The sequence below is a fragment of the Thalassospiraceae bacterium LMO-SO8 genome (assembly GCA_031655335.1).
GTDB lineage: Bacteria > Pseudomonadota > Alphaproteobacteria > Rhodospirillales > Casp-alpha2 > UBA1479.
Genome location: CP134226.1, coordinates 2959264 through 2984652, shown reverse-complemented (window position 1 = coordinate 2984652; position 25389 = coordinate 2959264). Strand labels below are relative to the sequence as shown.

Here is a 25389-nt window from a genome sequence, read left to right as displayed (position 1 = left end):
TTTACCGACTTCCTGACCTGAGGCCCGTCTTCCGGGAACTATCTGGTTGACGTACCACGGGTGATTATCTAATATGGCTTCAACGTTTTGGAGTTGAAGTCATGTCTAAAGTCGATCTCACAAGCCCCATCTACCACGATGACGACGCGGCGCGGGAACACCTCGAAACCCTGCTGTGGCCGAACGGCCCCACTTGCCCGCGTTGCGGCACCCACGACGCCAGCCGCATTACCAAGCTGATGGGCAAAAGCACCCGTCCGGGCGTCCACAAGTGCAAGGACTGCCGCAAGCCCTTCACGGTCACTGTCGGCACCGTCATGGAGCGCAGCAAAATCCCGCTGTGTAAGTGGGTGCTGGCCGCTCAACTGATGGCTTCCTCCAAGAAGGGCATGAGCGCCAAGCAGCTTGAGCGTATGTTGGGCTGCACCTACGAAACGGCCTGGTTCCTTTTCCACCGTTTGCGCGAGTGCGCCTTCAATCCGAACCCCGGTCCCGTGGGTGGCTCCAACAAGGTCGTTGAAGCTGATGAAACCTATGTCGGCGGTAAGGCCAAGAACAAAGCCTACGGCGAGCCGCCGAAGAAACAGGCCGTGTTCTCACTGGTCGAGCGTGGCGGTGAAGTCCGGTCCTTTCATGTGACCAACGTCAACGCTAAGACGCTGCGCCCCATGATCGTCAAACACGCCAGCCGTGATAGCTACCTCATGACCGACGAAAGCGGCGTCTATCCGAAGATCGGCGGCGAGTTCAAAGGTCACGGTACGGTCAATCACAGCCGGGGCGAATATGTGCGCGGCCACTTTTGGTCAACCAACACGGTCGAAAGCTACTTCGCCATCCTCAAGCGCGGCATCATGGGCTCGTTCCATAACGTGAGCGAAGCCCACTTGCACCGCTACCTCGCGGAGTTCGACTTCCGTTACAACCATCGTGACGTTACCGGTGGCGAGCGGGCCGACGCGCTGTTGAAGGGCGCCAAGGGAAAGCGTTTGATGTACGCCCAACCTTGTGAAGCCGCGAACGCTTAAGCAGAAGGCTCGCGCCTTCATACGCTGGCGCAAAAGACTCGACTCTGAGTAGAGCCGTAAGCCACCATTCCGATAGGCGGCCGCCGCCTCTTTTTTCACTCCTGAACACCAACCCTGAATGAGAGAGCGGGGTAATGGTGCCCCAGGAGCGCGGGGCTTCAACTCCGCACAGAAAATGGAGAGCGATATGTCCTGTAAAAAGGTTGTTCGTAAGGTCCGCGAGGGCAAAAAGCCCGGGCCTAAAACCGTTCGTGTGAAACCACACAAACGTTCAAAACCCGGGCCCTGCTAGGGAAACCTAGCTAGTCCTTGCTAGACTGGCGGCGGCTGCCACCTTTGGTTTTTCCAGCCTTGTTGGCTGGCTTTTCCCGCTCACGCTTGGGGCGTGGTTGCGGGGGCGTCTTTAGGAGGCGCAGCAGAAGATCGTCGCGACGATCTTCGTTTGATTGGGAACTCGACATGGCTACGAAGGAACACTCCCAAGAGGATATCGCCAAGATTCTACTCGATCTTGGCCGCAACGGCCACGCTGCTCACGCGATATGGGTGGCGTCCAACATTGAGGAAAATCTATCAAACCTTTTGTTCCTATGTATGCCCAACCTCTCAAAACGCCTTCGCGAAAAGCTATTCACCGGGTATGGGCCGCTGGGAAGCTTCTCGGCAAAGATCGATATTGCATATGCGCTTGGCGCTATTCCTGCGTGGCTCCAAAGGGACCTTCATATTGTCCGCGACATTCGCAACGAGTTTGCCCACTCCAAGGAGTGGATGCACTTTGACCACGAAGAAATAAAAAAACTCCTGGCAAAATTCCCCGACTATAAGTCCGGTGACGACGGCCTGTCCTTTTATCTTGGCAAGCTGAGCGCCTGCACTGAAACGCTAACGCCAGAAATGCACCGCAGGGCGCTTATTAGGAAGCTAACCGAGTCCGCGCCGCCAGCAGCATCCTCAAAAAAATCTGCCTCACCGTCTCCTCGTCGGAAACACCCACCTCGGGATGATAAGCGTAAAGGGGAATGACCCCCGCCTCGATCATCTCGGGGGTCACCTCAATCTCATCAGTGGGCGCCGGCCTGTCGGCCATTTTCATATCCTCGACTCGTATGGTACGTCAACCAGATAGTTCCCCGTCTTCCCTCCAGTCAGAGGGACAGTCCGGTTTCAAAATGTTGCCCTGTGCGAGCGTTGTGTTCAAGCCGATAGGGGGCATGCCCCCTATCGGCTTTTTCGGCGAACTCGAGCGGCGTCACCTCGCCGTGGGCGGAGTACGGCCGGTGGTGGTTGTAATCAAACTTTCAGGCTGCCAGGACGTCCCAGGCGTGCGGCAGGGAGGCGAACAGCGTCTCGTTCAGGCATTCGTCAAGCGGCCCCCCGTTGAAGCTTTCGACGAGGCCGTTCTGTTGCGACTTGCCCGGCGCGATGTAATGCCAGTCGATCCGGCGATCCTGCGACCACTTCAGGATCGCCATGCCGGTCAGCTCGGTGCCGTTGTCGCTGACTACGATCAGCGGCGTGCCGCGTCGGCCGATGATGGCGTCCAACTCCCGCGCCACGCGGGTGCCGGACAGCGACGTATCGGCGACCAGGCAGAGGCATTCTCGCGTGAAGCCGTCGACGACGCAGAGAATGCGGAAGCGTCGCCCGTCGTTCAGCGCGTCCGACACAAAGTCCAGCGACCAGCGTTGGTTCGGCCCCTGGGGCAGGAGAATGGGAGACCGTGTGCCCAGGGTCCGCTTACGGCCGCCCCGGCGGCGCACCTGAAGACCTTCCGACGACGCAGCTTCTTGTGGTTCATATGCAGACCTTCCCTCGACAACATCACATGCAGACGCCGGTAGCCTAACCGGCGGCGTTCCGCCGACAGCGCCTGAAGGCGCTTGGCATCCGATACCTCCAGGCCACCGTACTTCGACTTCCACTTGTAGAACGTTGCTTCCGAGATACCGTGCCGCCGGCACACATCCACCGTTTTCTGACCCGCCTCCTGATCGCGCAGAATGGCTATGATCTGCTCTTCGCTGAACCTAGATGCCTTCATGTCCATCTCCTCTCAGGGACGATGTATTCTTCCTTATAATGGTGGGGAAATCGGGGCTCAGGTCATCGACTATTCGCCTCCGCAATCATCATCTCCACGAAATAGCGAGATTCCCAGGACCAACCCAAACAGTGTAGCTACGGGCCGGGCTGTCGCGGCCGTGAATGCCCCACCAATGATGATGAAAAATATCCAGACCAGGAACCCTGTGCCGAAATTATCAGCCGAGATGCCGGTCCACACGGCCAGCGCCAAGGTTCCGAGCCAGTACACAGTGCTTCCCACGGTCGGTATACCTCCATCTATCTGCGACAGGATGGACGATCGAGATGCCCGTTTTGGTCACATATCTGCGTTCTTGCCTCGGGCTTTCATCAGCGCGTCAATCACGCCCAATGCACTCGCGGCTTCAAGCACGGTCCCGATGGGCGCGTCCCGGCCGGCCGCATCGAGAACTCGAATCGGGATGCCCTTTTCGGTCGCCAGATATACCGCATTCAAGGTGCCGCGGCTTGTCCCGTCCCAAAAGGCCACGACCTCGTCAGCGGCAGCGATGATCTGCTCGTTTCGGATCGGGCCGGCACGCCGGCCAAGCCTATCCCAGTCGGCATGAAAGATCAGGGTCGCTATGCCCGCAGCCTCCGCTGCTTCTTCGGCCCAGATGTCGACGCCCCGGGCCGCACCGGAGACGACCACGGTGTCTTTTGGCAATGCTGCCACAAACGTCCGGACAGCCCCTGGATTTGCGAACCCTCTAGAACCGATGACGGCAATATGTTTCAGATCATTAGTCATTGAGAGGGCCCGATCATCCTGTTGAACGGTTTTCGCGCCTCAAGACGGCATGCGTAACTACCCACGCCTGGACGTTACGATACCGAGCTCGTCGTTCCAAGGCGCGGAATCAGAAACTTTAGTCGCCTTGATGTAGGGTGCCGGCTTATCACCCATCACCAATGCGGAAAAATTCGCCTGGCCACAGAGAACCTTCGCCGCTTCCTTGTCATGGAAATCGTCGGCGAGCAGACCGCCCTTGGTCTCCACTACGAAATGCCGCATTTCCATGCCGTCAATCTAAACGTGCCCATTCCTCGGCCAGAAAGGCTTAATAAGTCGTGGCGTATTCGTCTATGACGACGGGCACACGCACTTATGAGAGAAGGCATTTAAATTAAGTGGCGCTCTATTCGTCTATGGCGTCGCCTTGGACACACCACCGATGATCGCAGGCATCACATTTATAGTCAGGCGAGGAGCAGGAGCGCCCCTGCTCAGAAATTAAAATGGTTTGAACACACCCACCAAGTTCAATAAGCCCAGTCGGGCTTTGCTGTCGCAATTTTTCGATGTCGCCAACATCGTGAACATATCCATAAATGATCTGACGACCAGGTGTGCCGCATTCCGGACAGTTCCATATTTGGCCCGTAACTTGTTGTTTCTCTGCCATGAAGATCACCTCTTGCAGGTGTACCTTTTCCGGGATTCACCGAACGCGTAGTCAGTCTTATAGCTATCAATCCTAACCTCTGCCGCGTTCATCTTCGCCTCCGGAGAACCGAAGCTGATCAGAAACCCCATCAAAGCAGAACAGGGGCTACTGGATGATGTGGGGTGCGAACGGCCACAAGGGCCACTTTACCGCGCCACAGCGTTTTTAAAGCGTGCCACAACGAAATTTGGGGGTGCCACAAGATTTTTGAAGCGTGCCACACGAATTTTAAGGTGTGCCACACCCCTTTCGTTGCCGTTTTCAAAAGTGCCACACGGCAGGCTTATCCCCCTAAGTCTTACTCTTTTTGAAGAACAGCATTACCCATTGAAAAACATGAGAAAATAAACGGCACTGATTTTCTGCACTATCTTCCGCGTCATGGCAGGAATAGCAAAACGTATTACAAGTGACCCCACTCATTCCGGAAATCATTGCGCCCCCCTCTCTCCGCTACTTCGCCGCGACTTCGGTGGCCTTGAGCCGCACGGTCAGCATGATCTTGGTTTCATGAAAGCGCCGGACCGCCGCCGCGTAGCGATCAGGCTCCTCTTCCCTTGGTTGATAGCCCTGAAATTTTTGCACACGAGCCTGAAAGGCATCAAATGTTCCGCATTTTTTAACCCAAGAATAAGACCCCAAAAAGCGCCCCTAACCAGGCCATCGCATCCACGAATCGGCGCCATAAATATTTGCCGGTCTGCTCCTTTATCCCGCCGAATGAGCATTCAATTTTATGTGGGGTAGTAGGACCTGAACCGATTTCCCACGACATATTGAGGTTACGCTCGTTTTCTCGATCCGCCGCTTGCAACCCGGCCACATTGCGCTGCAAAAGTGTTGTTAGGATAAGGTGGAACTTCGGTGAAGTCGAAAGGAGCTATCGCTTCCTGCTCTGAAGGGACGGCTTAGATAGGTGGCTTTGGAAACACGACAAAGCCGCCCCCCAGACAGCCTTGGTTGGAGTCTGCAAACAAATGCCCGGCGAGAAACTGACTAGCGACGGTGGTTCCAGCACTGCCTTAGAGGACGGTAGTCTCTGGTTGAAGAACATACCTCACACGGTTTCGGCGAATTCGTCGGAGGTCGCGCGTCGGGAGCCGGACCGGATCATCACGGGCCGGTCAGTCCTTACCGAGCTGCGCTCGAGCCTAAATACACCAACCGAGTCTGAGGGTAGTCATTAGCGGCTGCGCCCGGCGCACCGCTTGCCTTCGCGCCGGTCGTCTTGCTGTACGCGCCGGATGCCCTCGTTGAATTGGACCGTCAGGTGTTGTCGTCATACCTCCGAAATGGGAGACTTTTCGACCATGAGCAAGAATTCCTCACGACAGAACTCGGCCTCGACGCCGGCCCGGACGTCGCTGCCCTTCGACTTCACACCGGAAGCGAAGCAGCGGATCCGCGCGCGAAACGCAGAGCGGCGGGCGAAGGGGCTGCCCTTGACGACGTTAGCGGAGCCGGGGGCCTTCGGCGCAACGCCGTTGTTTCCGAAACGACCCACGCCGTCTGAGACTACCTCCCTGAAGCAGGCTGCGAAGAAGAAAGAAGGGGCGGGCGAGAGCTGAAAATTCTCGCGTGTAGTCGTCGCCAGATCGATAGATCAACAGAGCGTTTCGTCAAACCTCCGCTACATATGGGCTATGCCTTGATCAGGCCCTCCCAAGGGATACAAATTTGACTTAATGGCCGTATCGTTTCTGATGACACGTCAGCTATACCACCAATATATGGCTGGCTTGGCTTTAGGGAATCTGCCTCAGAGCTCGAAATGCGTGATGAGCGTCACTAGCGCCGTCCGAAGTTCCGGTCTAGAAGCGCTGTCTCACTTCACAAGTTTTCAGGAGGCCTGCATGGCCAAGAAATCCGCTCCCAAGAAGTCCGCACCGAAAAAATCTGCGATCAAGAAAGCAGCCCCTGCGAAGGTCGCCTCCAAGAAACCGGCACCAAAGGCGACACCGTCCGACCTCAATGATCGCGCCCATCTGGTCGCCGTCCTGCAGGCCGCCACCGGCTGCACCGCCACGGCTGCGCGCGATGCCCTGAGCGACGTACTCGGCACGATCTCCGCATCCTTGAAGAAAAACGGAAAGGTCCAGTTCGTCGGCTTCGGCACGTTCACCGTGACCAAGCGCGCCGCCCGCGCCGGCATCAATCCCAAGACCGGCGAGAAGATCAAGATCAAGGCATCCAAATCGGTCCGGTTCAAGCCGGGCGCTGCACTCAAAGGTTCCCTCTGATTTTTTGAGCCCTGCGCATGCGGGAAGCCCCGTATCTGCGATCATGAAAACCCCCGGTCTGTGCCGGGGGTTTTTGTGACTATTAGCCACGATGTTTAATTACTGTTATGCCGATCTCGCCGGGAAAGTGTAACCATTCTTTCCTCCTCGGGTGGACCTACAGGCAGGACACACAAGAGCAATCGATCACTGCGAGCAAAAACCAACCCACGCCATAGGAGCATCATCTTTCGCTCGTTTGGGAATTCCTTTCATGCATCCAGAGCTTAGAAAAAGAGGCCCGCCAAAAAGCGAACCTCCCTTTCTTCCCAAAGAACAGCACTGAAATGCTGCTACATACTGTTCTTTAACTCCATCGGTTCAAACTGGTGGGCCTCTTCGTGATAGCGCAAATTCAATTCCCCTGCGGCCAACTTCACGGCTCCTAAATTGGAATCGAAGTTCGCTCGCTTGAAATGCTTCGTGATCGGTATCGCTCGTTGAATTTCGCCGACATATTGCCGCGGCGCTTTCATACCATTCTCGACGAACTCAACATCTACATGCCCCCTGATCAGTCGTCCGTACCCACGCTGCATTATTCGCCCGGTCAGGATCAGGTCCCCATCTTCCCTTTTCCATACTTTGACCATGTCGATTTCAGTCTTTGTGGTGTTTTCAACCTTGATCGAGAGATCGCCATTTTTTGTGATCTCTTGGCTGTTTGAGGCACATCCCGCCAATAAAACAGCGCCAAAGAGAACAGCCGTTACAGGAAATAGTCTACGCATCACATTACCTCCGAGGTTTGATAATTGGTTTGATGAGTGCGCCGCCAATAGCGGAGCATTCCACGCGAGAACCACATGTAGAGCGCCGGCAGGAGCAGCAAGGTCAGTAATGTCGAACTGAGCAATCCCCCAACCACCACGGTTGCCAAGGGTCGCTGCACCTCAGAACCAACTCCGGTTGAAAGCAGCATCGGGATCAAACCCAGAGCAGCAATCAATGCCGTCATCAGAACAGGGCGAAGGCGCGATAACGCCCCTTGATAGACCGCATCGACAGGTTCCATACCGCCGAGGACGTTCTGGTTAATAGCGTTGACCATCACCACGCCATTCAAGACGGCCACCCCGAACAAAGCGATAAAACCGATCGATCCCGGAACGGATAGGAACTGTCCCGTGAGAAACAACGAGAAGATTCCACCGATCAATGCCAAAGGCACGTTCACCATGATCAAGAACGATTGACCAACGGATCCGAAGGCGAAGAACAGCAAAAGAAAGATCAGGCACAAAGAAAGCGGAACGACGATGATCAGGCGTTCTTGTGCGCGACGCTGATTCTCAAATTGACCGCCAAATACCACAGAGTAGCCTGGGGGCAATTCAACGGCCTCTGGGATTCGTTTCTCGAGTTCTGCCACAAGCCCTCCCATATCGCGCCCTTCGACGTTCGCCTGGATAACGACGCGTCTTTGCACATCGTCCCTTCGGATTTGTGGCGGGCCACTGATGATCTCTACGGACGCGACATCGCGAAGACGAACCCACCCGCCGTTAGGTGCCTGGAGAACAAGGCCTGATATCGCTTCTGTGCTGTCACGGAATTCCTGCGCCAAACGAATGTAGATGTCATAACGTTCGTTCCCACTGATCACTTGGCCCGCAGAGACGCCGCCAATGGCGTCGGCAACCAAGTCCATCACCTGGCTGACAGGAATGCCGTAGCGTGCCAGCTGGTCACGGTCCGGGCTGACCACCAATTGGGCCTCACCCACAACCTGTTCCATGGCGACATCACGGGCGCCATCCACGGTCTTCATGAACGTCTCTATTTCCTGCCCTTTCTGGGCCAGGACATCGAGATTCGGGCCGAATAATTTCACTGCCAGTTGGGCTTTCACACCCGAAAGCAGCTCGTCAACGCGTGTCGCAATTGGCTGGGAGAAGGAAAACAACAAGCCGGGATGAACAGACATCTTGTTCTCCATTAAAGCCTGCAGCCCCTTGCGGTCCTTTGCGGAAGTCCATTGATCTACGGGCAGTATCCCGACCAACAACTCGATGTTGGAAACAGGTTCAGGATCCCCGCCTAATTCCGGCCGGCCTACTCGAGCGGAAACGTAGGTTACTTCCGGGAAATCGATGAGTTTCCGTTCAAGCTTCTTTGCGACTGCAAGAGAGGTATCGAGACTCACGGACGGTCCGAGAGTTACGCGGATATTGAGAGTTCCTTCCTCAAGTTCCGGTACGAACTCTGTTCCCAGGTACGGAACCGTCCCCAGAGAGACAAGGAAAATGACAAGCGCCACCGAGGTTACGATGATCCGGTTACGCAACGCTTTTGCCAACACCCACCTGTAGGCGGCCTCGATCGGCTTAAAAACAGGGCTGTCGCGATGTTTGACCGGTTTGCTAAATGCATACGTGGCCAGTGCGGGAACAACGACGAGTGCAACGACAAGTGAGGCCAGCATCGCAAGGACGATGGATGTTGCCATGGGCTGGAAGAGTTTTCCTTCAACTCCTTCAAGACTGAACAGCGGAGCGAACACCACGATAATGATGAGTACGGCAAAGAAAACCGGCCGCCCGACTTCCTTGGAAGCCTCTTGGACTCTCAGTCGCAAAGCATGAGGTTCTTGCCCCAAGGTCTTCGGTTCATCTCCCTCTCCATGGGAGGTCAAATGCTTGAAGATGTTCTCCATCATCACGACGGAACCATCGACCATCATGCCGATCGCAATCGTTAACCCGCCGAGCGACATAAGATTGGCGGACACTCCCCAATAAGCCATGGCCATCAAAGCCAGACCGATCGACACTGGCACAGACACCAGAACCAAGAGCGAGGCCCGCAGGTTCATCAAAAACAAAAGAAGGATCACGACGATCAGTGCAAATGCTTCGATCAAGGCCCGCGTAACTGTCTCTACTGCTTTTGTAATCAGATCAGATTGATCGTAGATTGGCTCGAGCAAGACCCCTTTCGGCAGAGCATTTTGGATGATCGGCAACCGTGCTTTCACGCCGTCAATGGTTGCTTTGGTATTTGCCCCCGTCCGCTTCAAAATAATGCCTGTGACGACTTCGCCGAATTGCACCGGCGCCCCGTCGGCGGACCGCGCGGTCATCGAGACTGCTCCCTGCCGAATCTCATTTCCGAAGGCGACTTTTGCGATGTCCTTTACTCGGACAACCACGCCGTCTTCTTCCTTGACAGGTATGTTGCCGATATCCCGCAGGCCATCTAACTCACTTCTGACCCAGCCGACGCCTCGAATGACAAGTTGTTCCTGCCCCCGATCCATAAACCACCCGCCCGCGTTGCGATTATTGTTTTCAATCGCTTCTTGGACTTCGCGGACATGCAGGCCGTAGGACAGCAATCGTTCCGGATCGACCAATACTTGATATTGGCGAACTTCCCCTCCGAAAGACAAAACTTCAGTGATGCCATCCACGGGCATCAGCAGCAGCTTCACAACCCAGTCATTCAGACTGCGCAACGCTGTGACATCGAAGGCATCCCCTGCCTCAGAACGAAGAACATATTGGAACACCTGGCCCAGGCCACTCGTGTTCGGTCCCATTTCAGGTGCCCCAATGCCCTCCGGGATCTGTTCCTTTGCCGCCTGCAAGCGTTCAAACGTAAGCTGGCGCGCGAAGTAAATGTCCGTCCCTTCCGCAAATACAACGGTGACAACCGAAAGCCCGGATTTCGAGATTGAGCGGACTTCCGAGACATCAGGCATTGAGTACATCACTGCTTCGATTGGATAAGTTATGAGCTGCTCGACTTCCTCTGCAGCAAGTCCTTGTGCCTCCGTATTGATCGAGACTTGAACATTTGTAACGTCAGGAAATGCGTCGAGGTTCAGGCGGGGCAACAGGATCGCCGCTCCAGCCATGATTCCAAACAGGGCCAGGACGACGAGTAACCGCCCCTGAATCCCAAGGTCGATGATCTTATTCAACATGGTTCTGGATTCCTGCTGATCAGTGGTTGTGAACGCTGAACCCGCTCTTCGCGAGTTCCGACTGCACAAAGAAGGCACCGTCAGTCACAACCTTTACGCCGGCAGGAATTCCTTCGAACACCACCAACTCTGAGGTTTCCCGCACGACACGTATTTCCACAGGTACGAACCTTTCAGCCGACACCTGTTGAAACACTGTCCAATCTCCATCGGGCCCTCGAAGCACGGCCTTCTTCGGTAAGGCCAGAACGCTCTCGCGCCCACTCCCGTTCAAGGAAACACTGACGAATTGTCCCGGGCGTAATTGTTGCTGAGGATCAGTAACTTCAATCCGCACACCCAGGGTCCGAGTTCTTTCATCTACTTGTTGCCCGATCTGAAGGATCCGCCCCTCATATACTTGGGCACCTGTCGAACTTGTCTCGATGCTGACTTGGCCACCGACATCGACGAGGCGCGCTTCGGAAGGATTAATCCGGGCTTCGATCCATCTTGAGTCCGGATCGGTAAGCTTATACATCGGCGTTCCAGGCTCGATGACCTGCCCGACCAAAAAGTCATCCACCACGATTAGGCCGTCTTGATCCGCAAGAATGTCAAACTGGCCCGGCGTCTCCAGAGAGCCTTGACTGGGAAGTGCCGCGATTTGATCTTTTGTCAAACCATACGCAATCAGCCGTGCCCTCGCTTGCTGCAGGTTCACACGCGCCTCGATCGCCCGTTTTTCTGAGACGATTTTTTCTCCGATATCGCGGACCCGTTTCCATTCGGTGGAGGCAACGATGTATTCCCCTTGAGCCTGAGCCATTTCGACGCTGAACAGGGTCGCGAGGACGTCGCCTCTACGGACTTGTTGGCCCATGATGGCCTCTCGTTTCAGCGCCATCGCCGTGATTCGTGGCGTAACAATACGGGTCTTGTACTGGTTTAGGCGCACTTCGCCTGGAACCTTGAGTAGAGAGGGCAGTTGTATCGGCCGAAGCGGGCGAACAATCACACCGGCTTCTCTGCGTTGGACCTCTGAAAGAGAAATGCCTTTCTCCTCCTTTTCTTCATGCCCTTCACTGCCATGCGGCTTCTCGCCCTCCGCATGGTCACCATCCGCCTCTTTTTTCGAATGGCTTTCTCTTTCGGGCTCCCATGCGTTTTTAGGTGACTCAGAATGACCCGGCGTCTCTTGCTGGGCCTTCGTCTCTTCAGGGCCGTGCCCGTGCGTGTCGGCACCGAATGCGAACACAGGAGTGGCTATAACCAATCCCGCGACACAGACTGAAATCACTAAGTTCTTTCCGTTTTTCATTTCAATTCCTCCAACCAGGCCAGGAGATTGGCGCCGGCACGCAGGCGATCTATCCATGCGCTCCAAAGGGACTGTTCCAATTCGATGCCCAAAGCTTCGGTTTCCAACAGGCGGTCTAGTTGCTGCAGGTATTCCAAAGCACCGATTTCCCGGGCCTCGGACAATCGATTGAGAAGTGCTTCCTGACGAGCAACCGTCGGCTGCGCAATTGACCGCCAATGCGTCACGGCCTCACTCGCGGACCGCAGATTCACCTCCGCCGTAGCGAGGCGCGCATTCAAACGTCTTCGTGTTTCTGCCACCAAGAATTCTTTGCTTGCCGCATCTTCAGAGGCAGCAATCTTTTCTGCTGACCCGCGGTTCCAGACAGGCAGAGGCACGGACAGAGAAACCCCGAATAAGCTGGAGTCCCCATCTTTTCCAACTCGCACGCCAACCGTCGGGTCTGGCAACCAAAGTTTTCCGGCTACATCGATACCCGCTTTGCTGGCGTTCAATGTCGCGCGTGTCATAACCATCTCGGGTGTTTTTTCAACATCGGGGGATAGTGCGTCAAAGGCACTTCCGACAATTTCGACAGGTTTTGGCCAAACTGTCCTCTGCTCACCAGCCAACGCAATCAGCGCGGTTTGAGCATCCGCAACTGCGGCTTTTGCCGCTGCGACCTGAAGCACTGCGTTTGAGCGGCCGACCTCGGCCGTTAACACGTCCGCACGCCCAATGTCGCCTGCGGCCGCAAATTTTCCAGTTAAGTTGAGGAAACGGACACTTAAGTCGAGACGCTTTTCCGCCAAACGAAGGAGAGCGGTCTGCTTCCGGTTGGCGCCCAATGAACGAAGCAAGGCTTCAAGCAGATCCGTTCGCACCAGGTCGTACTCCGCGCGAGCGATTTCGATTTCTGCAAAACCCAAGGCCTCCGCAGAACTTCGCCGACCCCAGACGTCTATCGTCTGTGACAGACCGAACTCCTTGGTCTTTTCTGCCGCCTCTTCGTAGCCGGCTGAAAGTTCCGGATTATATGGATATTGGCCTGCGGCACTTGCTGATGCCTTAGCCTTGGATAGGTTTTTCTCCGCCGCTCGAACGGCCGGATGTAGGTTGATCGTCTGATCGATGAAAACGCTTAAGTGCTGAGGCTGCTGAGCAACCGAAGTCATCGGTGCCAGTGCCGTCACTGCAAGCGCAAGCGCCGTTGCAGCTCGATTGATATTGAGCATGTTTGAGTTCCCAAATGTGCACAAGTAGAGGACAGCGCGTGGCCACGGGGCTTCGCGCAGTTAGGTGCAATGCGTGGAAACTCAGACTTTGGGAGGTCGATACAATCCGGAGGAAACCAATCCCGTTCGGTTTTCTGAGACAGCAAGAAGGACCGCCTCGCTATCCATCCATGAAATGGATTCGATTTCATGCTCAACCCAAGAAAGATGATGGGTCAGATAATGACATACATCATCATGTTCGTTGGCGAGATTGTTTTTTGTTGTCGGATGATCCAAATGAGCGACGGAAATCAAATCACGGGCAACGCCTTCGTCCACAGACGCGGCGATAACCGCCGTCATATTCAGCACGACAACGCTGAACACGACGAACGCCAGGAGAACTCTCTTGGCCGGAAAATTGAATAATTTTCGCATCATCAAGGACATATAGGGCATTTACCCAAAGACGGGTCAAGGCTTTTCCTAGAGTATCGCAAAGCTAAATGAGAGATATTTCCAGGGTGTTTTCCCAAGCTATCCGCCCCAATCAATCTAGTTCCACTCAGACACAGCCACTCAGGTTTTGATCTAGCTCCCCTAAATTTAAGCCTTCATAGGGAGTAATTAATACTGATCCCGATGCATCATAGTTAAACAATCAGACGCGCTTTTCCTGTCGCTGCTCGTCCTATGAAGCTAGGCATTTTGCATAGACCTCACTGACATCGTCTTAAAACTCCGCCTCATACCAATAGATGCGATATTAGCAGAAACGGGGGCCGATACCGGCCCCCGTTCTCGCAATGCACTTTAACGACCTTTTCCGATCAGTCCCCCGCACGTTGATCCAGAGGTTGGTCATCATGGGTGTGTCCATTGCCGTGGGAGTGGTTCATCTCCACGGCGACCGAAGAACCTTCCTGGTATTCAGCGGCCTGTGCCACGTTCGCGCCGGCGATACCGAGCAAAACAGCGAATGCCAAGGCGTAGAAGGGCGCGCGGGTTTTCAGGATCGTGTCGGTGATGTTTTTCATGTCAAAGCTTCCTTTGTTGCGGTTGGTGAATGCTCACAACAAACCACTTATGTGTTTCGCAACTTTGCCGGAATCGCGATTTCTTGTGACGGAATGTTTCGGATGGGCGTCTCGATAAATTTTGTTACATCATTTCCAAATCAAGCACGGCGTTGAAATCCAGAACTGACCCGCCCAGAACACCGCGCTGAACCTTCGGTCACAAGAAGCCTACCCTGCCTGGCGATGTCGCCTGTTTGCAGACAAACCCCCGACGGCGTGCTGATACCGCTGCCGATCACAGAGAAACGGCCGCCCCGAAGGACGGCCGTTTCCTGAATCTGGTTATTGCCAGTGGTGGAGAGCCGGGGCTCCCTACCATAACCCAATTAGAATTTGACCTGCATGCCAACCAGCATGGTGACGATCTGGTCGAGCGGCGTCTGCCCCGCAGGCATATCGACATCCCAAAAGGCCACGCTACCATACACATTGGTACCCGCGCTCTTGATCTGCTGGTTGACGCCGAGGCCGACAGCGATGGCCTCGCTGCCGACGACCGTACGATCCTGACTGCCGGAGACGTTGACACCGATACCGGTGGGGCCAAGGGTGTTCATATTGGCAGTATAACCGACGGTGGCCGCCCAACGGGCATCCTCCTCCGCACCGTCCACGGCGAGACTCTGGCCATAAAGACCGGTCACGGAAATCCCACTGTCGTGCATCACGGAGGCGCCGAGCTGCCAAGCACCCTCACTCGTGCTCGAGTTCGTCAGACTTTCGAAGAACGCTCGGCCGCGGACTTTGAAGGCTCCGAACTTGTTGTCATAGAGAACCCCCGCGCCCCAATCGCCGGCGTCATACAACCCGGCCTCGAGTCTAAGGCCGTTGACGTTTGGCGTAACATAATTGATCTGGTCCTGACGGCCACGGTCATAGGTGCCGAAAAAGTTTCCGATTGTTCTGCTGCTAAGCGCCGCGCCGGTATTGTCTTCACGGAACAGGAGGCCATTGACGTTCCTCCGGCCGGTTTCCACCCCGTCGAAAGCGCCGGCGGCGTAGCCCAGATCCAAGCCGTCGGACATACCGTCGGAAACCGCCGACGCCTGCCCCAGGGTAAGCTTTCCGAACTGCTTGTGGTCGATGTAAACGAAGGCCAAGCGTTCCTTGAAGCTCCTCAGGCTGTCGCTTTCGTTCGTCTGGTTGATGGTAGCCGGATCGTTGGACTGCAGTTCCGCTTCCAACCTGGCACCGACGGAAACGGACTCGTTCACCTTGCCGGACGCCCTTAGGCCAAAACGGGTTGAGCCGGCGTCACCGTCCATATTGCGGTATCCGGTTTCATCGCCGTCATCGAAAACCATGAAGGTACGGTTGACCTGACCGTAAACTATGAGGTCGGTGGCGTTGCCATTCTTGATCGAGCCAGCTTCCGCAGGCGCGGAAAATGCGAATAGCGCAGCCCCCGCGACCGAAAGCGGCGCACACGATTTCAAAACAGTATCTGTGAATTTCTTCAATTTAGAAGCCTCCTCGTTAGAGATTTTGAACAGAGGAGCACTAGGGCCGGGAAATACGACTGAAGTTTTTCCGATTAGCGATTTTTTGTGACGAAATATTTCAGAACACGGTTCTGCAACATCTTGTCACATTCTTTTCGTCGCCCTGCGATACATCCCTGGACAAAATCATCCACCATCCGACTAGACACTATTGACCCTCCGGTTACCGGAGCCTCCACAAATCACGCAACGATGATTATTGGACATTCCCGCCTACCGCGATGTCAGCAGGACCGAACATGGAAATCACACCGAAAATCCTCATCGTCGAGGACAACCGCGAAATGCGGGAACTCGTCTCCAAGGCGCTTCAGAAAGAAGGCTACCGTGTTTCCTTGGCAGGAGACGGAAAGGAAATGAACAGGGCCCTGGAGAACGAAAGGGTAGACTTGGTCATTCTCGATGTCATGTTGCCAGGCGATGACGGATTAACCCTTTGCCGTGACCTCCGCACCAAAGCCACGACGCCGGTGATTATAATAAGCGCCAAAGGCGAGGAATTGGACCGAGTGCTGGGCCTAAAAATGGGTGCGGACGACTATCTGGCCAAACCGTTCAGCACCCTTGAACTCATCGCGCGCGTTCAGGCCGTTCTCCGCAGGACGGAACGAGAAACGAGTTCACCGTCAAACGAGACGGGCAAAATATACAGGTTCAACACCTGGCGCCTCGACCCGGACCGCCGCGAGTTAATCGCGAGTGACAACGTAATCGTACCACTGAGCACAGGTGAGTTCGAGCTACTCCACGTATTTGTCCAGCGTCCCAACCGCGTACTCTCACGCGAACAATTATTGGATCTGGCACGCGGGCGTGACACGGTCGCTTTCGATCGGAGTATCGATACGCAGGTCAGTCGGCTAAGACGAAAAATCGAACAAGATCCCAAGAGCCCCATAATCATCAAGACCGTCTGGGGAGGAGGATATGTGCTCTCGGCTGAAGTAACGCGGGAATAGCGCCATGCGCATCCGATCTCTGACGACGCAGACCGTCATCATCGTCGTCCTCGGACTCACAGTCGCCTACCTTGCCGGGCTGTTCCATTACTCGAGAGATCGTCTCGACGCGCTCATTCATTTGAGTCTACGCACGACGGCGCAAACCTTTTCTCATGTCACGCACACTGTCGCGTCCTCGAACCCCGCGTGGCGGTTTGACATCGTAAGAACACTGAACGAACCACACCTCCGTTCGTCGCTTAGTGAAAAGCCGATTTTCTCCAACGAACCCTACCGCCCCCCGTATGACCAAGTCTTCCGGGAGCATCTGAAGCGGGAGGGGCATGCAGGAGAGATGGGCAATGTACGTATCAGTTTGAGCGAACAACCACCTGTGTCCGCTTCTCTGCACAGAGACACGGCTAACGAACTGTTCCTACACGTACTTCGAACAGTTTACGGCCTTCCAGTTCACTTGAACGCAAGGGTGTCCGTCCCCCTGGAGGACGGAAGCTGGCTGAATATGGCATATGTCATTCCCGAATTCCCCGCAGAACTCTGGAGCCCGTCATTAACTACCGTGGGCGTCATGACCATCACGATCATTTTGCTCTCAATCTGGGCCGTCCGTCGCATGCTCTCTCCTTTGGATGAATTTGCCCGAGCCGCACGTCGGTTTGCATCCGATATTCATGCGCCGCCAATGCCGGACAAAGGCGCAGCGGAAGTACGAGACGTCACCGCAGCTTTTAACGACATGCAGGATCAGGTCAGAAGCATGATCCGAAGCAGGACGGAAATGATGGGTGCTCTGTCCCACGACCTGCGGACCCCACTGTCTTTGATCAAACTCCGGACCGAGGCTCTGCCCTCGTCCGAAGAAAAGACGAAACTCCTTTCGTCAATTTCGGAAATGGAATCCATCGTTTCGGCAACCCTGGGTCTGGCGCGGCAGGCATTTGATTTGGAAGACAGGCAGGACATTGACCTGGGAGCCTTGATCCAGGCCATTTGCGATGATGCTTCAGACATAGGTTATGACGTGACCGCCATGCCGCTTTCCGGGAAAATCATCATCCATGGACAGCCCGTGGCCTTGCGCCGGGCATTGAGCAACCTGATTGACAACGGTCTTCGCTATGGACATCGCGTTCGGGTATTTCTTGAACGTATAGACGGTCGGATATCTGTCCGCATAAAGGACGACGGTCCAGGCATACCCAGTGAGGAGATCGAGCGCGTGTTCGAACCGTTTTATCGCTGTGATCGATCCCGTTCGGAAAACACCGAAGGCACGGGCCTGGGCCTCAGCTTAGCGAAAACGATCATCGAGAATCACGGCGGTACTGTCGAACTGCACAATCAAACGCCGTCCGGGTTGACCGTGACCGTCACCCTGCCCTGCTGATCATCCGTTGTCCTCTGTTCGAACGGCCTTCTTCCGAACACGGTCCCAAATCAGTTTTCCCGCGATCGGAAGGCCTGTGAGGGCACCAAGGGCGACAACCGCTTCTACAACCCGCTCACTATCGAGAGATGCCATTTCCCCACCGAAATGGGCGAGCAAGAAGCTTGCCGGAATGATCCCGGCCAGTGTCGCGACCGCGAACCGCCACCATTTGAGGGGCGTGAGGCCCGCCGCATAACTAACCAGGTCAAACGAGATGAAGGGCAACAAGCGGCTTAGAAAGACGACAGCCATCAATGCATTCTGAGAGCCGAAAACTCCCAATGATAGGCCGCGGCCCAACCAACGACGCAAGACGTCGTATCCAACTAGGCGAGCAATGCCAAACGCGATCAAAGCTCCTATCTCCGCACCGATCGCTACATACACCGTTCCCCAGAAATGGCCATAGGCCGCTCCGGCGGCCAACGCAATGGGCGCGCTTGGGATTGGATTCAACACAATCGCCAAGGACATCAAAATGACGACGCCGAGAGGACCGAAGAGACCGAGGTTTTCGACATGCTTCCGAAGCGTCTCACTGTTCATCATTTCGTCGAGCGCGCCACTCCACGAGAGCGCACCATAAGCCGCGACAAGGCCGACAAGAATAAGAACGGTAAGAAGAATTTTGGTGCGCTTGCGGTCACGGGGACCATCGCCCGCCATCCCGTTTTTCGGAACGGGATGATCCTCAACCGGAGGTGCCGAATGTGAATTGTCGTCAGATGACATGATAAGCCGACTTTTAAACGCATCTCTTTAGAGGAGTGAAGGATTTGCCGTTGAGCTTCACCCATCAACAACTTGAAGCCAGGTGATCATGCCCGCCGCCTGATGCTCAAGCATATGGCAATGAAACACCCACTTTCCCGGATTGTTCGCCACGAAAGCAATGCGGACGCGTTCCCCAGCGTCGACCAGTTCCGTATCCCGCCAGGGGGTGCCGGTTACGGCCTTACCGTTGCGGGCGATGACACGGAAATGATGGCCGTGGAGGTGCATGGCATGCGGCCAGCGAGTATCGTTGATCATATCGACAACAATCGTTCGCCCTTTGGCGACCGATGCCAAAGGCTTTTCAGGGAGCCCAGCAATGCCGTTGAATGCCCACGCCTGGTTCTTTCCCACAAGGTCGCGGATGCCGTAATAGGCGCCTTTGTAGGTTGCACCTTCCATCCGCCCCATGGCGCCGCCCTCCATCCGCAACGGCACGACAACCGCGTCCTCAAATGCAAAATCTTCCGGCACTGGATTGGGCAGCAAGGCAACAGCGTCCAGGGCCGGTCGAGGGGCCGCAACCGCGACGCCTTGCGTAACGATACGAGCAGCCTCGATTGGCTCCGCGCCCGACACTTCCTGGATGACGTAGGTGCCCGGCCCCGGCCCCGGCAGATCGAGGATCACATCGGCCCGCTGCCCCGGAGCCAAAATCAATCTATTCCCAGGCTCAGCTGGACTGACGATTGGCTGGCCGTCGATTGCGACGACGCGGGCAGGCAGGCTGCCCAGATTGAACGCAAGGATGCGCGCGTTGGCAACGTTCAGCATCCGCAGCCGTACCCTTGCCCCTGGCCTGGCGGAGTACTCCATGCCCATCTGGCCGTTCACCGTCAGCCAATTCCCCAACCGGCCGGCATGTGCCCAGTCGTGGAGTTGTCCGAAGCTTTGCGCGTCTATCTGATTATTCTTGGTCATTCGCCAGTCGTCGGCGCAGAAAACAAGGTCATGATCGACCTTGGGGGGATCGGCTTCGTCGATGATCAAAACGCCGTATAGACCTCTGGCCAACTGCTCCCAAGATCGGAAATGAGGGTGGTACCAATAGGTGCCGGCGTCCGGCACAACGAAGGAGTAATCGAATTCGCCGCCCGGTGGGACAGGGTCCTGTGTTATCCCAGCAACGCCGTCCATCGAATTTTCGATACGGATGCCATGCCAATGGACCGACGTCGGCTGACTCAGACCGTTTTCCAGACGAACGTTTACGCGCTCGCCCTGACGGACACGGATCAGCGGTCCGGGAACCGTATCACCATAGCTCCAGACCGCCGTCGGTTCACCGTTCTCAGTCAGCATGCTTCGACCCGGGCTGGGACGTAGAACCAACGAGGGCGACGGCATCGCCGCCAAGCTTTGCCGAAAAGCGCCAACCGCAACTGCTCCAGCAATCCCACCCAGGACGTGTCGACGGGAAACATGAAAGGATTTGATGTCCAATTTCGCCTTCCTTACCGAACTGAGAATCTTCCCCAATTCTATAACATCCCCCTAGACTCTGGCTGATGATAAAGAGCGGCCCCTGATGCTCTCTCTCGAGGACACCAGGGGCCAGGTTGGGGAGAAAACGATAAGGGGTTAGAATATCATCTTCGCCCCAACCAAGAAAAATACGGCACCTGCATCTTCGCCTTCGCTACGCTTGATATTCGCCGTTCCGCCGAACGACCGTTCGTAATGAATCCCGATATAGGGTGACAACAAACGGTCTACGACGTCATAGCTAAGACGCAACCCAACTTCCAAACTGGGACCAAACGCCGCTTTGCCATATTTTGTATCGTCCGTGAACGGTAGATTCAATTCGATGGTTGGTGTCGCAATAAGGCGGTTCGTAAGTAGAACTTCGTAATCCACGTCAAGCCTCGCTGACGGATACTCGCCAACGAATAGATCGGCATCCACTTCAAAGAACTGCGGAGCCAATCCGTGTAGTCCGATAACCCCATCGAAACGGTTGCCGGAGGATGGGCTTGAGAAGCGAACACCGCCCACCGCATCGAAGAAAGTCGAGATCGGGACCTGCGCCCGGAGCTGGTTCTCCAACCGTTCAAAATTATCATTCTTGGTCGCGAATTCACCCTCGGAGCGCCACACGAGTTTCAATTCATCACTGCCGACCAAGGCATCGAAGTTCCAGGCGAACACGTCCGTATCCTTGCCATACCGGAATTCAGTCTGTTCCGCCTGAATGCCCCAGATCAGAGGCTCTGCTTGAACGGGCGTGGCTGACAAGACCGATATCACAAGGGCTGGCGCAACAAGCCCGGCGAGAATTTTCTGCAGCGTCATGATCAATGCCCTTCGTGCCGGACGGCCGACGCGTCGGCCTGTTCTTTGGGACCACCCTCGACCACGACTTTGCGGAACATGCCCGTGTCGGCGTGATAGGAGAGATGGCAATGGAACGCCCATTGGCCGGGCGCATCGACCTCAGTCTCCATATAGACCGTAGTCCCCGGAGACACGCTGACAACGTGCTTGATCGGGTTCCATTTGCCGTTGCCATTGTCCAGAATCGACCACATGCCGTGGAGATGCATGGGATGGGTCATCATGGTTTCATTGACGAACTTGAATCGAACCCGCTCCCCGTACTTCAGGCGGATGGGCTCGGCATCCTTGAACTTCACGCCGTTAATGGACCAGATGTAGCGCTCCATGTTGCCGGTCAGACGCAGTTCGATCTCGCGCGTCGGCGGACGCTGTTTATAGAGCGGTTTCTGCGCTTTCAAATCATTGTAGGAAAGAAATTTTCCGCCGTTCGCCGCGCTCGGCATCAAACCGCTGTTGAATGCATAGAAAGAATCGGCTTCCTTGGCCATGCCGCCGTGCATGGAATGATCCATGCCGCTCTGTGCCATGGCACCCTGGGCTGAATGGTCCATGCCCTTCATCATGGCGTCGTCGGACATTTGATGCCTGCCACCCTGCGCCATACCTTGGTGCTCAGCACCTTGCATTTGTGATCCGTCGGGCACCGCGTGGCCAGCGCCTTTCATTTCGCTTCCGTCCGGCATTTTATGGGTTGTGCTGCTATGAGCATCATGGGCCGCACCACTCATCGAACTGCCATCCGGCATTTCGTGCGTTGCGCTTCCCATGGCCATCGCTCCGTGATCCATACCGTGCGACATCCCCATGTCCGCCATGGTAAGAAGTGGGGACTTCCGCAGGTCCGGCACTTCGGCAGTCAATCCCTCACGAGGCGCAAGGGTGCCACGCGCATAGGCGGTGCGCCCCATGGACTCTGCGAAGATGGTATAGGCTTTGTCTTCCGCTGGCCGAACGATGACATCATAAGTTTCGGCCACGGCGATGCGGAATTCGTCGACAGACACAGGTTGTACGTTATTGCCGTCGGCCTGCACCACGGTCATCTTCAAGCCGGGGATACGAATATCGAAATATGTCATCGCCGATGAATTAATGAAGCGAAGGCGGACGCGTTCGCCTGGCTTAAAAAGGCCCGTCCAATTCTGGTCGGGACCCTTGCCATTGATCAGCGGTGTAAACCCCTGAAGATCCTCGATGTCCGTGGCCATCATCCGCATGTCGCCCCAAGCCATGCGATCCGACAACGCCGCTCCCAAACCCATCTTTTCACTGTCCTTGAAAAAGTCGAACACCGTTTGCTGTTTACGGTTGTAGTAGTCCGCCATCATCTTCAGGTTTCGCATGATACGATTGCCCGAATGCGGATGGGCGTCGGCGAGCTGAACCACGTATTCACGGTCGTAGCGGTAAGGCTCGCGTTCTTTGGGTTCGATGACGATGGCGCCATAGGCGCCATCCGGTTCCTGAAATCCAGAATGACTGTGGAACCAATAGGTGCCGGATTGCTTGATCGGGAAATTATAGGTGAAAGTCTCGCCTGACTTGATCCCTGGATAACTGATGTTAGGCACGCCGTCCTGCTGGAACGGCAGGATTAATCCATGCCAGTGGATTGACGAATCCTCGGACAGATTGTTGGTCACGTTAATGGTAACGTTTTCACCTTCCTTGAACCGTAACACCGGCCCCGGCGAGGCGCCGTTGAACCCCACCCCGGATCGCGTGAAGTCGCCTGTGTCGATGGTTACCGGATCGATAGTAATGTTGTACTCGCCGGCTTGGGCGGAGCCGCTCCCCAGAGCGGCTACCAGCCCTAAGCCCATCACGGCACCGACAACATATTGGCGTGTAATGGTTATCATCGGATTCTCCTGTCCTTCGATCTTTACTTGAATTTGATGGGGCCCATCATCCCGGACTCGTAATGCCCTGGAATGTTGCAAGCAAATTCCAGATCCACCGGCTTGGAGAACTTCCAAATCACCTCGCCGGATTTTCCCGGCTCCAGCAGGATGCTATTCGGGTCATCATGCTTCATCCCGCGCCCATCGCCATGGTCCATCATCATTTTTCCGCGGTTGATCCGATCAGCTTCGATCATGCCGTGTTCCCACATTTTCATCATTTCCTTCTGGTGGGCTTTGTGCATGACCGCAGTGCCGAGGCCGAATTCGTGCAGGAACTCGCCTTTGTTGGTGATCTTGAAGCGGATTGTCTCTCCCGCCTTAACGGTGATTTGTTCCGGTTTGTAGTAATTGTCGTGCATCGTCACGTCGATGGTCCGCGTCACGTCGGCAGCCTTGCCCGGCGCGCCGATCTCCATACCGTGATGCCCCTCGGGGCCGTGACTATCGCCCCCTTGAGCGCCCATCATGTGTCCTTGGTTTTGCTGCTCCCCCTTCGCCGGACCGTGCCCCGCGCCGGCCCAAGCCGAAGCGGTCAAGGTCAAGAAAGTAGCGAAGGCAAGGGAAGTGATCACAAGACGGGGCGCATTGGTCGTTAAGGTCAACATTTTCGATATCCTTGTCCCAAAGTTTGGGTTTCCTTGATTGTTGGTCAGCAAGGCTCAAGCCTTACTGGAAAATTTATATCCATGCGTTTGGAAGGCGAACGGGGCAGAACTCCGTGCCGCACGATCACGCATATTTCAGCGTTTCGATTCATTTTCGGACGGCCTGTCGCCATCTACCCTGCTACGCGGTCCTGATGGCCTGACGTGTCGGCAGCCCGAATGACCGCATGGAAGTCAGCCGCGAGGGCGCGGAGGTCTAAATTGTTCTTGAGGATTATTGGAAACGACCGCTTCATCGTGCGGCAGAACGAGCCTCTCCGCCTCGAACACGTGAGCGGACAAGTCCGAGAGGTCTTGCGCGGCAACGGATGGGAAACAGGCAACGTGGCAGCAACCATCCATTCCGCCAGAACTCTTGTTCCCGGCTCCGGCTTTTTCTTCAGAGGGCTTATCGCAATCAGCTTTGTGCTGCGGAGAAGAGTTCAGGTGGGTTCCGTCACTCGCACCCGCACTAAAATGCGCAACATGAACGTGCCCTCCTCCCTGAAAGCCGGCAGCGTGACCGGCACTCATCCCCGCGAAAAGAACGGAAACAGCCAGCAATAAACTGCATATTCGGAGAAAACCGCATCTCATGTTCACTGCCTGGATCATTCCTCTGAACACACAAATACTATATCAGTTTGAGGGTTGTTGAAATTTCGATTTCGGATGATTTGCCCTCATCCCTTTCCTGAAATGTTCTTTTTGCGCTCGTTATATTCAGCAGCGTCGATTTCGCCCCGGGCATAGCGTTCGTTCAGGACATCAAGGGCGGAAGATGAGCGGTCACCACCGGTCAGCCCCTTGACGACAAACAGGATGACGACGATCACCGCGATCATAAAAATCGCCATCATGCCCCAGCCCATGAACATGCCGCCCCAGCCACCGGACCACATGGGATGACCGTAATAGTAGCCCCCCCGATCGGTTGCATCAGCAAGGGCAGGCAGGCCCCAGAATATTCCGGGAATCGATCCGAAAATCGCCAATTTTTCTTTCATGGCCATGTCCTTTGTTTGCTTCCTTCAAGGTGCAGACAAAACATTGTTAGCTCAATCCAATCTTGCACAAGCTCGGAGTTTGAAGCCTCCCCTAAGGTTAGGGTCAACACCTTAATTTAACTAATTACCCGGCTTTTTGGTTCGCATGTTTATGTCGTCGTGGCGCCGTTGAGTTTTTCCCGGCCAAGTGCTTTTGATAAAAGACAGAACGGCAACGATGTCCTCGTCGCTTAGGATGCCGGCATAGGCGGGCATGTCGCTTTCGTAACTGCCGCCAACGACCGCTGCAGGGCCGCGTTTCGTCAAATCGAACAATTGAGCGTCCGGGTGGTGCCAAGTATGCCCCGACTTGTCATGAGGCGGTGCGGGTAGGCGTCCGTTGGGCAGGCGTTCGCGCCAGTTGGCTTGCCCCCCCAACCCCGGGCCGTGGCAGGATGCGCATTGGGCCATGTAAATCTTCTGACCATGAGCCACT

General features: G+C 55.5%; 25 protein-coding genes and 1 pseudogene. 7 read left to right on the top strand and 19 right to left on the bottom strand.

Annotated features, from left to right (window positions below):
* The first annotated feature begins 101 nt into the window (after window positions 1–101).
* Together RJ527_14300 and RJ527_14295 are read left to right on the top strand one after the other, a co-directional pair.
* Complete coding sequence (locus RJ527_14300) at window positions 102–1028, top strand: IS1595 family transposase (GenBank protein WND75195.1); 927 nt, start codon at window positions 102–104, stop codon at window positions 1026–1028.
* 459 nt (window positions 1029–1487) lie between these two features.
* The gene (locus RJ527_14295) at window positions 1488–2054 is read left to right on the top strand and encodes an MltR family transcriptional regulator (GenBank protein WND75194.1); all 567 of its coding nucleotides are present in this window, start codon (window positions 1488–1490) and stop codon (window positions 2052–2054) included.
* A gap of 122 nt (window positions 2055–2176) precedes the next feature.
* Here the strand turns inward: RJ527_14295 and RJ527_14290 are convergent.
* The 5 genes and pseudogenes from RJ527_14290 to RJ527_14270 form a co-directional block, all read right to left on the bottom strand.
* Window positions 2177–3072, bottom strand: a pseudogene (locus RJ527_14290) (IS3 family transposase).
* Window positions 3073–3414: 342 nt separating this feature from the next.
* Window positions 3415–3867 (bottom strand): SLOG family protein, encoded by a 453-nt coding sequence (locus RJ527_14285; protein ID WND75193.1) that lies wholly within the window; start codon window positions 3865–3867, stop codon window positions 3415–3417.
* 57 nt (window positions 3868–3924) lie between these two features.
* Entirely contained in the window at window positions 3925–4137 is a 213-nt protein-coding gene (locus RJ527_14280) for a hypothetical protein (GenBank protein ID WND75192.1), read from the bottom strand.
* Between the two features lie 118 nt (window positions 4138–4255).
* Window positions 4256–4522 (bottom strand): hypothetical protein, encoded by a 267-nt coding sequence (locus tag RJ527_14275; GenBank protein ID WND75191.1) that lies wholly within the window; start codon window positions 4520–4522, stop codon window positions 4256–4258.
* Between the two features lie 495 nt (window positions 4523–5017).
* Entirely contained in the window at window positions 5018–5149 is a 132-nt protein-coding gene (locus tag RJ527_14270; GenBank protein WND75190.1) for a hypothetical protein, read from the bottom strand.
* A gap of 725 nt (window positions 5150–5874) precedes the next feature.
* Between RJ527_14270 and RJ527_14265 the strand changes: the two genes are divergently transcribed.
* Together RJ527_14265 and RJ527_14260 are read left to right on the top strand one after the other, a co-directional pair.
* Window positions 5875–6132: a hypothetical protein gene (locus RJ527_14265; GenBank protein WND75189.1), complete on the top strand. Its 258-nt coding sequence runs from the start codon at window positions 5875–5877 to the stop codon at window positions 6130–6132.
* 285 nt (window positions 6133–6417) lie between these two features.
* Window positions 6418–6804, top strand: a complete 387-nt coding sequence (locus RJ527_14260) for an HU family DNA-binding protein (protein WND75188.1) — start codon at window positions 6418–6420, stop codon at window positions 6802–6804.
* A 332-nt stretch (window positions 6805–7136) separates the two neighbouring features.
* On the opposite strand, the gene RJ527_14255 is transcribed toward RJ527_14260, so the two are convergent.
* From RJ527_14255 to RJ527_14225, 7 genes are all read right to left on the bottom strand, one after another.
* A complete protein-coding gene (locus tag RJ527_14255) occupies window positions 7137–7574 on the bottom strand; it encodes a hypothetical protein (protein ID WND75187.1) in 438 nt (145 codons plus the stop codon).
* On the bottom strand, window positions 7574–10771 hold the full coding sequence (locus tag RJ527_14250; GenBank protein ID WND75186.1) for a CusA/CzcA family heavy metal efflux RND transporter: 3198 nt from the start codon (window positions 10769–10771) through the stop codon (window positions 7574–7576). The genes RJ527_14255 and RJ527_14250 overlap by 1 nt, the downstream gene beginning before the upstream one ends.
* A gap of 19 nt (window positions 10772–10790) precedes the next feature.
* On the bottom strand, window positions 10791–12071 hold the full coding sequence (locus tag RJ527_14245; protein WND75185.1) for an efflux RND transporter periplasmic adaptor subunit: 1281 nt from the start codon (window positions 12069–12071) through the stop codon (window positions 10791–10793).
* Window positions 12068–13288 (bottom strand): TolC family protein, encoded by a 1221-nt coding sequence (locus tag RJ527_14240; GenBank protein ID WND75184.1) that lies wholly within the window; start codon window positions 13286–13288, stop codon window positions 12068–12070. Before RJ527_14240 ends, RJ527_14245 begins: the two co-directional genes overlap by 4 nt.
* An 81-nt stretch (window positions 13289–13369) precedes the next feature.
* Window positions 13370–13720 (bottom strand): hypothetical protein, encoded by a 351-nt coding sequence (locus RJ527_14235; GenBank protein ID WND75183.1) that lies wholly within the window; start codon window positions 13718–13720, stop codon window positions 13370–13372.
* Window positions 13721–14100: 380 nt separating this feature from the next.
* Window positions 14101–14307, bottom strand: coding sequence for a hypothetical protein (locus RJ527_14230; protein ID WND75182.1), 207 nt, complete (start codon window positions 14305–14307; stop codon window positions 14101–14103).
* Window positions 14308–14675: 368 nt separating this feature from the next.
* Window positions 14676–15809 (bottom strand): porin, encoded by a 1134-nt coding sequence (locus RJ527_14225; protein ID WND75181.1) that lies wholly within the window; start codon window positions 15807–15809, stop codon window positions 14676–14678.
* 281 nt (window positions 15810–16090) lie between these two features.
* Here RJ527_14225 and RJ527_14220 point away from each other — a divergent pair, with 281 nt between their 5' ends.
* Both RJ527_14220 and RJ527_14215 read left to right on the top strand, forming a co-directional pair.
* The gene (locus RJ527_14220) at window positions 16091–16810 is read left to right on the top strand and encodes a response regulator (protein ID WND75180.1); all 720 of its coding nucleotides are present in this window, start codon (window positions 16091–16093) and stop codon (window positions 16808–16810) included.
* 4 nt (window positions 16811–16814) lie between these two features.
* A complete protein-coding gene (locus tag RJ527_14215; protein WND75179.1) occupies window positions 16815–18200 on the top strand; it encodes an ATP-binding protein in 1386 nt (461 codons plus the stop codon).
* Here RJ527_14215 and RJ527_14210 read toward each other — a convergent pair whose 3' ends face one another.
* The 5 genes from RJ527_14210 to RJ527_14190 all read right to left on the bottom strand — a co-directional run bounded on the left by RJ527_14210 (window position 18201) and on the right by RJ527_14190 (window position 23868).
* Window positions 18201–18974 (bottom strand): TVP38/TMEM64 family protein, encoded by a 774-nt coding sequence (locus RJ527_14210; GenBank protein ID WND75178.1) that lies wholly within the window; start codon window positions 18972–18974, stop codon window positions 18201–18203.
* A 57-nt stretch (window positions 18975–19031) separates the two neighbouring features.
* The gene (locus RJ527_14205) at window positions 19032–20318 is read right to left on the bottom strand and encodes a multicopper oxidase family protein (GenBank protein ID WND75177.1); all 1287 of its coding nucleotides are present in this window, start codon (window positions 20316–20318) and stop codon (window positions 19032–19034) included.
* A gap of 279 nt (window positions 20319–20597) precedes the next feature.
* Window positions 20598–21311 carry a copper resistance protein B gene (locus tag RJ527_14200; protein WND75176.1) on the bottom strand — a complete coding sequence of 238 codons (714 nt, stop codon included), beginning with the start codon at window positions 21309–21311 and terminating at the stop codon, window positions 20598–20600.
* 2 nt (window positions 21312–21313) lie between these two features.
* Window positions 21314–23218: a copper resistance system multicopper oxidase gene (locus RJ527_14195; GenBank protein WND75175.1), complete on the bottom strand. Its 1905-nt coding sequence runs from the start codon at window positions 23216–23218 to the stop codon at window positions 21314–21316.
* Window positions 23219–23241: 23 nt separating this feature from the next.
* Entirely contained in the window at window positions 23242–23868 is a 627-nt protein-coding gene (locus RJ527_14190; protein WND75174.1) for a cupredoxin domain-containing protein, read from the bottom strand.
* A gap of 384 nt (window positions 23869–24252) precedes the next feature.
* Between RJ527_14190 and RJ527_14185 the strand changes: the two genes are divergently transcribed.
* Window positions 24253–24474 carry a hypothetical protein gene (locus RJ527_14185; protein WND75173.1) on the top strand — a complete coding sequence of 74 codons (222 nt, stop codon included), beginning with the start codon at window positions 24253–24255 and terminating at the stop codon, window positions 24472–24474.
* 116 nt (window positions 24475–24590) lie between these two features.
* Here the strand turns inward: RJ527_14185 and RJ527_14180 are convergent, their stop codons facing one another.
* Both RJ527_14180 and RJ527_14175 read right to left on the bottom strand, forming a co-directional pair.
* Window positions 24591–24920, bottom strand: a complete 330-nt coding sequence (locus RJ527_14180) for an SHOCT domain-containing protein (protein WND75172.1) — start codon at window positions 24918–24920, stop codon at window positions 24591–24593.
* A gap of 114 nt (window positions 24921–25034) precedes the next feature.
* A complete protein-coding gene (locus RJ527_14175) occupies window positions 25035–25364 on the bottom strand; it encodes a cytochrome c (GenBank protein ID WND78068.1) in 330 nt (109 codons plus the stop codon).
* Window positions 25365–25389: the final 25 nt, after the last annotated feature.